The organism is Streptomyces sp. NPDC014861 (genome assembly GCF_043081625.1).
In the GTDB taxonomy this organism is placed as follows: Bacteria; Actinomycetota; Actinomycetes; order Streptomycetales; family Streptomycetaceae; genus Streptomyces.
On record NZ_JBIBWV010000001.1, the window covers coordinates 652386 to 665157 of the forward strand.

The window sequence follows — 12772 nt, forward strand, 5'->3', positions numbered from 1 at the left end:
GGGTACGTACGTTCGCATGACGTCCCTCCGCCACGCGCCCGCCGTCGTGCCCACCGCCACCTACCGGATCCAGCTCCAGCCCGCGTTCCCGTTCGCCTCCGCGGAGCGCGCCGTGCCGCACCTCGCCGGGCTCGGCGTCTCGCACCTGCACCTCTCCCCCGTCCTGGAGGCGGTGCCCGGTTCCCTGCACGGGTACGACGTCACCGACCACCGCGCGGTCCGCGCGGAGCTCGGCGGCGAGGCGGGGCTGCGGTCCCTCGCCGCCACCGCCCGCGCCCACGGCCTCGGCCTGGTGGTGGACCTGGTGCCCAACCACATGGCGGCCTCACCGCGCCACAACCACGCCCTGCGGGAGGTGCTGCGGCACGGCCCGGACTCCCCGTACGGCCGCTGGTTCGACCTGGACCGGACGGCCGGGGACGGCCGGCTGCTGCTGCCGGTGCTGCCCGCGCGCCTGTCGGAGGTACGGGACCGGCTGCGGGTCGAGGACGGCACGCTCCGCCTCGACGGGCAGGAGTTCCCGCTCCGCGAGGGCACCGCGCACCTCCCCCTGGACGAGCTGCTGGCCGCCCAGTGGTACCGCCTCGGCTGGTGGCGGCTGGCCCGCACCGAGCTGAACTACCGGCGCTTCTTCACCGTCTCGGACCTGATCGGGGTGCGCGTCGAGGACCCGGAGGTGTTCGCGGCGACCCACGCGAAGGTCCTGGAGCTGGTCGCCGACGGGGTGGTCGAGGGACTGCGCATCGACCATCCGGACGGACTCGCGGACCCTCAGGGGTACTTGGAGCGCCTGGCGGCGGCGACCGGCGGCCGGTGCTGGACGGTGGTGGAGAAGATCCTCACCGGGCCCGAGACCCTCCCGGACGCCTGGCCGGTCGCCGGGACCACCGGCTACGACGCGCTGCGGCTGGTCGACGGGGTCCTCACCGACCCGGAGGGCTCCGCCGAACTCGCCGACCTCTACCGGGAGTTCACCGGACGCTCGGCCGACCGGGGCGGGGAGTGGGAGGCGACCGCCCGGCGCGCCGGGTACGAGGTGGTGCGCCACGACCTGGCGGCCGAGACCGCCGTCCTGACCCGGGCGGCCGTCACGCTCTGCGCCGCCGATCCCGCGCTCCAGGACCACGCGCCCTGGGCCCTGCGGACCGCGATCGAGGAACTCCTCGTCCGCGTGCCGGTCTACCGCCCGTACGGGACCGGTGACGCCGGGCGGGTGCTCACACCCGAGGCCGCCCGGTGCGCGCGGGCCGCGTTCGCGGTGCCGGAGGAGGCGACCGCCGTCGACGCCGTGCGGGGGATCCTCCTGGGCGAGCACGGCGACTCCCCCGAACACCGGGCGTTCCGGGCCAGGTTCGCCCAGACCTCCTCGGCGCTGCGGGCCAAGTCCACCGAGGACACGGCCTTCTACCGGTACGCGCCCCTGCTCTCCGCCAACGAGGTCGGCGGCGACCCGGGCCGGCCCGCCGTCACGGTCGCCGAGTTCCACGCCGCCTGCGCCCGGCTGGCCCGCGACTGGCCGGCCGGCGGCACGGTCCTCACCACCCACGACACCAAGCGCAGCGCCGACGTGCGGGCGGCGATCGCGGTGCTGGCCCAGTGCCCGGACGTCTGGGCCGGCCTGCTGGCCGAGGTCGCCGGGGTCCCCGCCCCGGACCCGCACCTCGCCTGGACGGCCTGGCAGACCGCCTTCGGCTTCGGCACCCCGGACCCGGAGCGGATCGGCCCGGCCGTGCTCAAGGCCGTACGGGAGGAGGGACTGCGGACCTCCTGGACCGAGCAGGATCCGGCGTACGAGCGGGCGGTGGCCGAGTTCACGGCCGCCGGTCCCGGCCGCGTGCCGCTGCGCACCGCGTCCGAGGCCGCGTTCGCCCTGGAGCCGCACATCCGGGCCCACGCGGACGGCGCGGCGCTGGTCCAGCTGACCATGCCGGGCGTGCCGGAGCTGTACCAGAACACCGAGCGGGAGTACCGGGCTCTGGTCGACCCGGACAACCGGGCCCCGCTCGCGCCGGGTCCGGACGACGAGCGGACGGCACTGGTGCGGGCCGCGCTGCGGCTGCGCCGGGAGCGCCCGGCGGCCTTCGGACCCGGCGCCGGGCATCTGCCGCTCGCCGCCGAAGGACCGGCCGCCGCCCACTGCCTCGCCTTCGTCCGCTCGGACGAGGTGGTCACGGCCGTGACCCGGCTGTCGCTGCGCCTCGCGGAGGCGGGCGGCTGGCGGGACACGGAGCTGGTGCTGCCGGAGGGGCGTTGGGCCGATGTCCTCGACGGCGTGCGGGAGTTCACCGGTGGGCCGGAGAGCGAGCTGAAGCTGGCGGAGCTGTTCGCGGACCGCCCGGTCGCGCTCCTCGCCCGCATCAGGGGCTGATCGCGCGGGAGCCGCCGAAGCCGCCCCGCGGTCCGACGGCGACGGGCGGCGCGGATCCGTGGGATCCGCGCCGCCCGCTCGCCGCGCCGCCGGATCAGAGGCGGGCGGCGCTCGCGACCTCGCACTTGGTGTACTCGGAGCCGTCGCCGGTGCCCGGGTACGGGGTGGTGAGTTCGGCGGAGGCCGAGGCGCCCGCCGCGACCGCGATGCCGGTCTTCACGGCGGTCGCGGGAGTCGCGGCCGTACCGGAGAACCTCATCGTGACGCTGTAGTCGTAGTCGAGCGCGTTGTCGTTCCTGACGGTGATGCGGGCGGTGAGGTTCTTGGTCGCCGCGTCGTAGGCGCACTTGTCGATGGTGACGTCCCGGGACGCCTTGTCGGCGCTGCCGCCGCCACCGGAGACCGAACCGCCGGAACTGCCGTTGCCGTCGCTGTCGTTGTCGGTGTGGCCGCTGCCGCCGGAGCTGGACGAGCTGGAGGAACTGGAGCCGCTGCTGCTGTTGTCGCAGCCACCGCCGCCGGATCCGCGGGCACCGGTGAGGGCGAGGACGGCGATGCCGAAGACGGCGATCGCGCGGGCATGACGAAGCTTCACTTGTTCAATCCCCGTTGAGTGTCGTGCGTGTCGAGAGCGCCCGTTTGACGAGCGCACGTCACCCTAGCAGCGGGCCGGGACCCCGGACCTCAGCCCTTCGGCAGGACGGGCAGCGAGCTCGGGGCGCGGGTGATGAGCCCGTCCGGCACCGGCCGGAAGCCGTCGGCCGGACGCAGCCGGGGCATCGCCTCGAAGAGCGCCCGGACCGCGTACTCCGCCTCCAGGCCCGCCAGGATCACCGCCGGGCAGAAGCCGGGCCCGTAGGTGAGCTGGCCGGGGTCGTCCCGGAGCGGGTCGAAGCGGTCCGGCTCGCGGAACCGCTCCGGGTCCCGCCCGGCCGCGCCGATGAGCAGCGCCACCGAGGAACCGCCCGGCAGGATCCCGCCGCTCACCGGCACGTCCTCGCGGGTGCGGCGGACGGCGATCTGCACGGGCGGGTCGAGACGCAGCGACTCCGCCCACGCCCGGGCCACCAGGCCCGCCGGGGCGTGCCGCAGGGCGGCCGTCTGGTCGGGGTCGGCGAGGACGTTGCCGAGGAAGGAGGCCAGCGCCTTCTCCCGTACCGCGATCTGCCCGCCGCACTCGCCGGCGAGCGCGGTCGCGGCCCGGCCCCGCACCAGCCGCATCATGTCCCGGTACGGGACGCCGACGGCGGCGGCGACGGTCCCGGCCGGCAGCCAGTGGCAGAAGTCGGCCACGAGGTCGGCCCGGTCCCGGCCGGCGATCCGGCGGGCCAGGACGTGCGCGGTGCGCTCCACGACGGACCGGAGTTCGGCGAGGTCGACGTCGGTGTGGGCGCGGGCGCAGGCCGGGTCGCCGGGCCGGTGCCCGTGGGTGAAGCGCCGGTCGGTGAGGGCGGTGGCCACGTCCGCGTACCGGCTGAGGACCCAGGCGCGCAGCAGCGGGTCGTAGGTGAGCGGGAACTCCTCGCGCAGCCGGCGGTGGACGGGGTACGGGTCGAGGGCGGCGCCGGGGTCGAGCGGGCTGGGGGCGACCGTCCGCCCGCCGGGCGCCGGGGACGGCTCGGCGACGGTCCTGACGCGTCCGGGCACGGTCGCGGCGGCCGGCCCGAGGGGCGTCATGGCGGGCAGGCGCCGCCAGGGGTCGTCGCTCGTCCCGGGGTCCCCCGCCCGGCGGTTCGGCTCGTCGCGCATCGCGCCCCCATGTCGTTCGGCTGGTCCGGCGGTGCCGGCCGCGCCGGGGATCGCGGCGCGCGTGCCCCCACCCCACCACCGGGGTCGTCCCCCCGCCCGCCACATGCCGCCGAACGGGTGAGCGGACAGGCCGCTGACCTCGGAGGACCCGCCGGGACACGCGCCGCCGCCCTGCGGAGCCCGACCGGCGGAAGCGACCCGGTGCCTCCGCACGGGGCGGGCGGGGCGGGCGGCGGGCCGGGGGCGGTGAGCCGGGGGCGATCGGCGGTGAGCCGGGGCCGAGGGGCGGTGAGCCGGGGGCGATCGGCGGTGAGCCGGGGGCGAGGGGCGGTGAGCCGGGGCCGGACGCTCAGTCGCGGGACAGCCGGAAGGTCATCTCGCCGAAGCCGACGACGTCGCCGTCGCGGACCACGACCGCGCCGACGACCCGGCGCCCGTTGACGGTCGTGCCGTTGGTGGAGCCGAGGTCGCGCAGCACCCACAGCCCGCCCTGGAGGGAGAGCTCGGCGTGCAGCCGGGAGGCCGTCTCGTGGCTGAGCCGCAGCCCGTTCACCGGATCGCGGCCTATCCGCAGCGGGTACGGCCCCGGCTGCGGCAGCAGCAGCTTCGGCAGCCGCTCGGCGTGCCAGGCGCGGCCGACGCGCGCGGTGAAGGCCGACATCCGCTCGACCGCGCCGACCACCCGCCGGGTCCAGCCGCCCTCGCCGCGCAGGTCGGCGGTGAGCACGGCGAGTTCGTCGGGCCGGCGGGCCTGGAGCGCGCGCTCCATGCGGAAGAGGAAGGTGTCGTGCGAGAGACGGCCCTGGGCGGCGCCCTCCCGGAGCATGCCCAGCGCGCGGTCCCGCTCGGCGTCGGTCAGCCGGGGGGAGTGCGCCGGGGGCTCGTAAGGGGTCGTCACACGGTGATTGTCCGGGTGTCCGGGCCGGGCTGTCCAGAAGCGGCCGTCCCGGGGACGTAGCGGGGACGTACCGGCTCGGGCACGGAATCCCCCGGGCGCGTCGCCGCCCCGGCTGCCAGGATGGGGACGACGTAGCCGACCGTACGTACCGACGTCTGCGAGGAGAACCGCCGTGCTCTTCGAGGTCTGGGCGCCGCACGCCCGCGACCGGGTGACCCTGGAGCTGAACGGGGCCGGGCACCCCCTCGACCGGGACCCGCTGCGGGACGGCTGGTGGACCGGGACCGTGCCGGCCGCCGACGGCGACCGCTACGGCTTCCGCCTCGACGACGGTCCCGTCCGCCCCGATCCGCGCGGCCGCCGGCTGCCGGACGGGCCGGACGGGCTCAGCGCCGTCGTCGACCACTCGGCCCACCCCTGGCGCCACGAGCCGCCCCGGCTCCGGCTGCGCGGCGCGGTCCTCTACGAGCTGCACGTCGGCACCTTCACCCCGGAGGGCACCCTCGACGCGGCCGCGGCCCGGCTCGGGGAGCTCGCCGGGCTCGGCATCACCCATGTGGAGCTGATGCCGCTCTGCCCCTTCCCCGGCGTCCGGGGCTGGGGGTACGACGGGGTCGCGCCGTGGGCGGTGCACGAGCCGTACGGCGGGCCCGAGGCGCTGAAGCGGTTCACCGACACCGCGCACGGCCTGGGCATGGGCGTGGTGCTCGACGTGGTCCACAACCACCTGGGCCCGTCCGGCAACCATCTCCCGGTCTTCGGACCGTACTTCACCGACACCCACCACACCCCGTGGGGCGCGGCGGTCAACCTGGACGCGCCCGGCTCGGACGAGGTGCGGGCGTACTTCCTCGGCAGCGCGCTCGCCTGGCTGCGGGACTACCGGATCGACGGGCTGCGGCTCGACGCGGTGCACGCGCTCGCCGACGACCGGGCCCTCACCTTCCTGGAGGAACTCTCGGCGGCCGTCGACGAGTTGGCCAGGGAGCAGGGCCGTCTGCACTTCCTGATCGCCGAGTCCGACATGGCCGACCCGCGCTCCACCACCCCCCGCGCCCACGGCGGCCTCGGCCTGCACGCCCAGTGGAACGACGACTTCCACCACGCCCTGCACACCGCGCTGACCGGCGAGGCCCAGGGGTACTACGCCGACTTCGCGCGCGCCCCGATGGCCGCGCTCGCCAAGACCCTGACCCGGGTCTTCTTCCACGACGGCACCTGGTCGTCCTTCCGGGGCCGCCACCACGGCCGGCCCGTCGACCGGGAGCGCACCCCCGCCCACCGCTTCCTCGGCTACGCCCAGACCCATGACCAGATCGGCAACCGGGCGCTGGGCGACCGTCTCTCGGCCTCCCTCTCCCCCGGCCTGCTCGCCTGCGCGGCCACGCTGGTGCTCACCGGCCCGTCGGTGCCGATGCTGTTCATGGGCGAGGAGTGGGGCGCCCGCACCCCGTGGCAGTACTTCACCGACCACACCGACACGGAGCTCGCGGAGGCCGTGCGGCGGGGCAGGCGGCGGGAGTTCGCGGCGCACGGCTGGGCGGAGGGCGACGTGCCCGATCCGCAGGACCCGGCGACCCGGGACCGCTCGGTCCTCGACCGCGCGGAGCGCGAGCGCGACCCGCACCGGCGGCTCCTCGCCTGGCACCGCGAGCTGATCGCGCTCCGCCGCACCCTGCCCGACCTCACCGATCCGGACCTCGGCGCGGTGAAGGCGGCCTTCGACGAGGAGGCCCGCTGGCTGGTCTTCCGACGCGGTGACGTCCGGGTGGCGGTCAACCTCGGCAAGGAGCCGGCCGAGATCCCGCTGGGCTCGAACGGCCGCGACCGGGTCCTCGCCGCCTGGGAGCCGGTCGAGCCGCCCGGCCGCGACGGCCTGCTGCGCCTCGGCGCCGAGTCGGCGGTCGTCCTGACCGACGGCTGATCCCCGTCGCCCGGCGGTCGTCCTGACCGACGGCTGAACCCCGTCGGTCCGCGGTAGTCCTGACCGACGGCTGATCCCCGTCGGGCGTCCGGCTCCGCCGCTCGGGCCACCGGAGGGACCCACATGGGCGTGCGGCGGAGTGTTCCGCCGCCCGACGCCGGGCGGGGCGCCATAGTGCCCCGCATGACACCCCCCACTCCCCCGCGCCGCCGCACCCGCGCCCGCGCGGCGGCCCTGGGCGCCGCGCTGCTCGCGCTCGCCCTCCCGTCGACCTCCGTCGCCGCACCGCGGGAGGCCGCGCCGAAGCCGGCCGCACCGCGGGAGGCCGCGACCCGCCACGGGGCCGAGACGTGCGACCGCACGCCGGGACCGCTCACCGGGGACGCCCGGCGCGTCCTGGACATCGCGCGGAAGGCCAGGAAGGACCTCAGGCTCAACGCCGTGCTGCTGCGGGTCACCGTGGACGGGCGGGAGCTCGTCACCGGCGCGCTCGGCGAGTCCATGACGGGCGTCCCGGCCCGGCCGGACATGCACTTCCGGGCCGGTTCCGTCGCCTTCGCCCACATCGGGACGGCCCTGCTGCGGCTGGTCGAGCAGCGCCGGGTCGGGCTCGACGACACGGTGGAGCGCTGGCTGCCGGAGGTGCCCAGGGCCCGCGAGATCACCCTGCGGATGCTGGCGAACAACACCTCGGGCCTGCACGACTACGTCACCGACCCGGCGTTCGGCGCCGAGCTCACCCCGCACCCCTTCAAGCAGTGGACCCCGGACGAGCTGCTCGCCTTCCCGTTCAGCCACGACTTCTGGTACGACCCGGGCACCAACTGGAGCTATTCGCACGCCAACTACCTGCTGCTGATCCGCGCCCTGGAGCGGATCACCGGCACACCCATCGACCGTCTGGTACGGGAGCTGGTGACCGGCCCGCTGGGCCTGCGGGAGACCCGGAACTCCTTCACGCCCGAGATCCCGGAGCCGGTGCTGCACGCCTTCACCTCGGACCGGGGCCTCTACGAGGAGTCCACCTTCTGGAACCCCTCCTGGACCACCGGTCCCGGCGCCGTCATCACCAGCACCGTCTGCGACATGGCCCGCTCGGCGCAGGGCATCGGCAGCGGCGAGCTGATCGGCCCGCGCTCGTACCGGATCCTGCTCGACCCCGGCACGGTGGGCCTCGGCACGCCGACGAGCACCTGCCCGGCCACCATCTGTCTGAAGCAGACCGAGGAGCGGCACTTCGGGCTCGGGGTGATCGTCTCCGGCGGCTGGCTGCTCCAGAACCCGTCCTTCTCGGGTTACGCGGCGCTCCAGGCGTACCTGCCGGAGAAGCGGCTCGCGATCGCGGTCTCGGCGACGAAGACGGCGTCGACCGGCGAGGGGAACATGGCCCAGGTGGTCGCGGGCCGGATCGCGGCCGCGCTGGCCCCGGAGGACCCGCTGGTGCCCTGAGGCCCGGCGGGGCGGTGCCGGCCCCGCCGCTACCCGACGATCGCCATCTCGTGCGGGGTGGCGTTGAAGCGGCGGCCGGTGCCGTCCTCGGTCATCGTCACGATGTCCTCGATGCGGACGCCGAAGCGGCCCGGGAGGTAGACGCCCGGTTCGATGGAGAAGCACATGCCGGGGACGACCGGGCGCTCCTCGCCCTCGATCATGTAGGGCGGCTCGTGGGTGGTGACCCCGATGCCGTGGCCGGTGCGGTGGATGAAGTACTCGCCGTACCCGGCGTCCGTGATCACCGCGCGCGCGGCGCGGTCCACGTCCTGGCAGGCGATGCCGGCCCGCACCGCCTCGAACCCGGCCTGCTGGGCCTCGCGGACCAGGTCGTGGACCCGCCGCTCCTCGTCGGTCGGTTCGCCGACGTGGACGGTCCGGGTGGTGTCGGAGCCGTAGCCGTGCTTGAGCCCGCCGAAGTCGAGGACGACCATGTCGCCGCGCTCGATGACCCGCTCGCCGGCCTCGTGGTGCGGATCGGCGCCGTTGGGTCCCGAGCCGACGACGGTGAAGTCGACCTGGGAGTGGCCGAACTCCCGCAGCAGCCGGGCGAGGTCGGCGGCCACCTCGGTCTCGCGACGCCCGGCGAACCGCACCTTCAGGATCTCCTCGTACGCCCGGTCGGCGGCGGCACCGGCGGCGGCGATCCGCGACAGCTCGTGCGCGTCCTTCACGGCCCGCAGCATCGGCAGGGCGTCGGTGAGGGAGACGTACGAGCTGGACGGCACGGCCCGCTGGAGCCCGAGCAGGTGCATGGCCCAGGCGTTGTCGCTGACGCCGAACCGCCCGGCGACATCCAGCAGCGGCGCGGTGACGGCGTACGGGTCCGTGCCGTCGGTCCAGTCGCGGAGGGTCAGCGCGGGCGCGCCGACGGCCTTCTCGGCGTCGGGGGCCTCCAGCTTGGGGACGACGAGGACCGGGTCCTGGCCGGGGGCGATGACGAGGAGGGTGAGCCGTTCGGTGATCGCGGTCGGCCGGTAGCCGGTGAGGTGCACCAGATCGGGGCCGGGGGCGACGAGCACCCCGGCGAGCCCCGCGTCGGCGGCGGCGGAGGCCGCCCGGTCCATCCGCGCCCGGTAGTCGTCGGCGGTGAAGGGCGTGGGGGCGTCGTCGGCTGCGGCGGGGGTGCTCGGCATGGGTCTCTCCTTCGCGGCGGCGCGGGCGGTACGACCTCCGGGGCGGTCCTCCAGCATCCTGCCCGCCCGGCCCGGCCGCCGCGACCGCGCGCGGGCCCTTCAGCGGGGCCCGGGCCCCTGCGCGATCAGCCGTTCGAGCAGGTCGTGGAAGTCGTCGCCGACGACGATCCGCAGCTCGCCGCCCTCCTCGTCGTGCTCGCTGAGCTGGGTGAGGGTGCCGCCCCGCCACCAGAAGACGTACGGGCTGATGGCACCCGGGGTGTCCTCGTACTCGGAGGCGGCGAAGGAGGCCATCGCGCCGAGCGCCGGGATGATCGTGGTGTCCCGGATGGGGTGGAAGGCGATCTGGTGCCGGAAGGGCACCGCGACCAGGGCGCCGTGCTCGCCGAGGGGCGTCCCGGTGACCCGCTGGGCGAGGGCGTCGAGGTCGAGGACCCGGCTGGCGGTGTAGAAGGAGTCGCCGAGGACGACCTCGAAGGACATGCCGTCGGCGTCCCGGACGGTCTCGTGCTCCTCGACGGGCAGCCCGCGCAGGTTCTTGAGCGCGCGGTCGCGCAGCTGCGCGGGGTCGCCGAGCCGGTCGAGGGCGTCGTCGGTGAGCATCATGACGCTCTCCGGCAGGTCGAGCGCCAGCACCTCGTACAGGCCGGGGGCGAGTGTCCGGGCGTAGCCGAAGGCGCCGGGGTCGATGCCCTCGCCGTTGACGACCCGGGGGTAGAGCTGGGACCTGATCTGCTCGGGCGGCAGCGTGTCGAGGGCGGAGGGGCCGTCCAGGGTCCTGACCACCAGGGTGACGTGACGGCGGATCAGGTCGGGCCAGACGCGGGAGCCGCGCGGATCCCGGTGGCAGACGGCGGCGAGGTTGCCGAGGCCGAAGCGGCGCTGCTTGTCATCCTGCACGGAGGACGCGAAGACGGTGACCTCCAGGCCGACTTCGGCGAAGGCCTCGCGGACGGTGGCCCGGAAGAGCGCGGCCTCGCGCTCGGAGAAGTAGGCGAACTCCGGATCCCTCGGCGCGTCCTCGCCGTCCCGCTTGGGTCTCCTGCGCAGCCACCCCACGTCAGCCCGCCTTCCGTCGCCGTTGCGTTCAGCCTAGCGAGTGGGGTGGTGCGCGCACCGGCCGCCCGGCGAAGTCAGGAGCCGTCGGGGGCGGTGAGCAGGGCGCGGGCGTAGTGGGCGAGGGAGCGGTTGTAGCGGGGCAGCAGCGGGGCGAGCGCGCCGAGGGCGAGCGAGGCGGCCTCCCGGTCGCGGCCGGTGTCGGCGAGCGCGAGGGCGAGGAAGGCGTCCACGGCGGGGGCGAGCGCCCGCTCGTCGGCGTCGAGCCGCGCGTCGGGGAGGTCCCGCTCGGTGGTGAGGAGTTCGACGCTCCGGTCGGGGCGGCCGAGGTTGCGCAGACTGCTCGCCAGCTGGATGACGGCCCGCCGCCGGCGCAGCCCGGTGAGTCCGAGCTCCAGCGCCCGCCGGTAGTACGTGACGGCCTCGGCGGGCAGCCCGGTGGAGTCGTGGGCCGCGCCCAGCTCGAAGAGGGCGGGGGCGTCGCCGTCGCCCCGCTCGGCGATCCGGGCCCGGAAGTCCTCGGGCCCGTACGCGTCGATCGTCTCCCAGAGGGCGGCGACCCGCTCCTCCCACCCGGCGCTCCCGGCCCGCTCGTCGTCCATGCCGTCACCCTACTCAGGCACCACCGCCCGGGGCCCGGCAAGCGCCGGGCGCGCGGCCGGGGACTCGGCCGGGGACGCGGCCCGGGACTCGGCCGGGCACGCGGCCCGGGACTCGGCCGGGGACACCCGCCAGGGACGTCGCCACGGGACGGCAGCCCGGGACGGCAGCCAGGGACGGCGGCCCGGCGCCGAGCACGACCGCCTCCGGACCGGGCGACCGTACCGGGCCGGACAGCCGGGCCGCGCCGGACAGCCGGGCCGCGCCGGACAGCCGGGCCGCGCCGGACGGCCGGACGGCCGTACCGGGCCGGGCGGCCCAGGCGCGGGGGGCTCAGTCGCCGCCACCTCCGCCACCGCCGCCGTCCCCGCCACCGCCGCCGCTGTCGCCACCGCCGCCGCCGCCCGAGTCGCCGGCGTCGCCGCCGTCGGAGCCCCAGCCGTCACTGCCGCCGGGTTCGTTGTCGTCGCGGCGGGTGCCGATGTTGGTGTACCAGGGGCGGTTCCAGTCGTCGTCCCCGGCGGCCGGCTCGTACCCCTCCCTCGGGCGCCACTGGTTCGGGAAGCGGGCGAGGCCCGTGGTGTCGCCGAGGCCGAACGCGGCGGCGAAGGCGTGGGCCATGACCGCGTCCAGCGGGTCGGAGGTCTCGTGCCCGACCGGGCCGAGCGGCAGCAGGAACGTCGTCAGCGCCTCGGAGGTCCTGCGGCGCGCCGGCCGGGCCAGCAGGGCGACCCGCAGGCCGTCGCGGAGCAGCCACGAGCTGGTGGCGCTGTCGCGACGCAACTCCCAGACCTGTCCGCCGACTCGGGCCTCCACCACGCTCTTGGACCTGCGCAGCTTCCGGTGGTCGAGCCGGAGCTCAGCCCGCGCGGTGCCGACGGTGAGCGTGAGACCGCGGGACGGGTCGGGCTCGTCGGCGTGGAAGCCGTACGGTGCCCGGATCCGTACGACGGGGGCGTGCGGGCCCCAGACGTCGACGCGCGCGAGCCGCCGGTCCACGGCGACGGTGATGTCTCCGGCCGGTCCCGGGGCGTTCCGCCGGGCGATCCACAGCGGCACGCCCTCGACGCCGGCCCGCCGGCCCAGCTCCGCGACCCACTCCGGGCCGCCGCTCAGCCGGACCGCGAGCCGGCCCAGCGCCTCGGCGAACTCGCCGCTCCTGCGCACCTTCAGCGGGGTACTGGTGCCGGAGGCGCGGACGACCGGCACCGTGCCGGCGCCTTCGTCCAGCCACACCAGCGGGCGCTCGGAACCGCCGCCGCCGAGCCACTGCCCGCGCTGGTACGCCTCCGCGATCGCGGCCAGGTTCAGTTCGCCCAGCGGCGTGGTCCGGCCGCCTCTCCGAATGCCGTCCTCGGTCAGCTCGACCGTCCTGGCCAGCGGGTTCCGCGACCTCTCGGCGTAAAGGATCTCCGTCATCCATCCCCCTGTCGTGTTCAGGACCATGGTGACGGACGGGTACGGCCGGGCGACAGGGAGCCCGTGTCACCGTCCTGTGCCAGTCCGGCGGCCGGGCCCCGCGGCCCGCGTCACACCCGGCGCCACCCGGC

Annotated in this window: 10 protein-coding genes; 3 read left to right on the plus strand and 7 right to left on the minus strand. The window is 76.1% G+C overall.

Annotation, left to right across the window (positions count from 1 at the left end; genetic code table 11):
- Positions 1 to 16: 16 nt before the first annotated feature.
- Entirely contained in the window at positions 17 to 2368 is a 2352-nt protein-coding gene (treY, locus tag ACF1BN_RS02815) for a malto-oligosyltrehalose synthase (RefSeq protein ID WP_392329784.1), read from the plus strand.
- A 94-nt stretch (positions 2369 to 2462) separates the two neighbouring features.
- Here treY and ACF1BN_RS02820 read toward each other — a convergent pair whose 3' ends face one another.
- From ACF1BN_RS02820 to ACF1BN_RS02830, 3 genes are all read right to left on the minus strand, one after another.
- Positions 2463 to 2963: a hypothetical protein gene (locus ACF1BN_RS02820; RefSeq protein WP_392329785.1), complete on the minus strand. Its 501-nt coding sequence runs from the start codon at positions 2961 to 2963 to the stop codon at positions 2463 to 2465.
- Between the two features lie 89 nt (positions 2964 to 3052).
- On the minus strand, positions 3053 to 4117 hold the full coding sequence (locus ACF1BN_RS02825; protein WP_392329786.1) for a cytochrome P450: 1065 nt from the start codon (positions 4115 to 4117) through the stop codon (positions 3053 to 3055).
- A gap of 349 nt (positions 4118 to 4466) precedes the next feature.
- Positions 4467 to 5015 carry an FHA domain-containing protein gene (locus ACF1BN_RS02830; RefSeq protein WP_392329787.1) on the minus strand — a complete coding sequence of 183 codons (549 nt, stop codon included), beginning with the start codon at positions 5013 to 5015 and terminating at the stop codon, positions 4467 to 4469.
- A 172-nt stretch (positions 5016 to 5187) separates the two neighbouring features.
- Between ACF1BN_RS02830 and treZ the strand changes: the two genes are divergently transcribed.
- Both treZ and ACF1BN_RS02840 read left to right on the plus strand, forming a co-directional pair.
- Positions 5188 to 6939 carry a malto-oligosyltrehalose trehalohydrolase gene (gene treZ / locus ACF1BN_RS02835; protein WP_392329788.1) on the plus strand — a complete coding sequence of 584 codons (1752 nt, stop codon included), beginning with the start codon at positions 5188 to 5190 and terminating at the stop codon, positions 6937 to 6939.
- Positions 6940 to 7122: 183 nt separating this feature from the next.
- Positions 7123 to 8388, plus strand: coding sequence for a serine hydrolase domain-containing protein (locus ACF1BN_RS02840; protein WP_392329789.1), 1266 nt, complete (start codon positions 7123 to 7125; stop codon positions 8386 to 8388).
- Between the two features lie 29 nt (positions 8389 to 8417).
- On the opposite strand, the gene ACF1BN_RS02845 is transcribed toward ACF1BN_RS02840, so the two are convergent.
- The 4 genes from ACF1BN_RS02845 to ACF1BN_RS02860 form a co-directional block, all read right to left on the minus strand.
- Entirely contained in the window at positions 8418 to 9566 is a 1149-nt protein-coding gene (locus ACF1BN_RS02845) for an aminopeptidase P family protein (RefSeq protein WP_392329790.1), read from the minus strand.
- A gap of 99 nt (positions 9567 to 9665) precedes the next feature.
- Entirely contained in the window at positions 9666 to 10625 is a 960-nt protein-coding gene (locus ACF1BN_RS02850) for a hypothetical protein (RefSeq protein WP_392329791.1), read from the minus strand.
- Between the two features lie 74 nt (positions 10626 to 10699).
- Entirely contained in the window at positions 10700 to 11224 is a 525-nt protein-coding gene (locus ACF1BN_RS02855) for a tetratricopeptide repeat protein (RefSeq protein ID WP_392329792.1), read from the minus strand.
- A gap of 331 nt (positions 11225 to 11555) precedes the next feature.
- On the minus strand, positions 11556 to 12641 hold the full coding sequence (locus tag ACF1BN_RS02860) for a hypothetical protein (RefSeq protein ID WP_392329793.1): 1086 nt from the start codon (positions 12639 to 12641) through the stop codon (positions 11556 to 11558).
- Between the last annotated feature and the right edge of the window lie 131 nt (positions 12642 to 12772).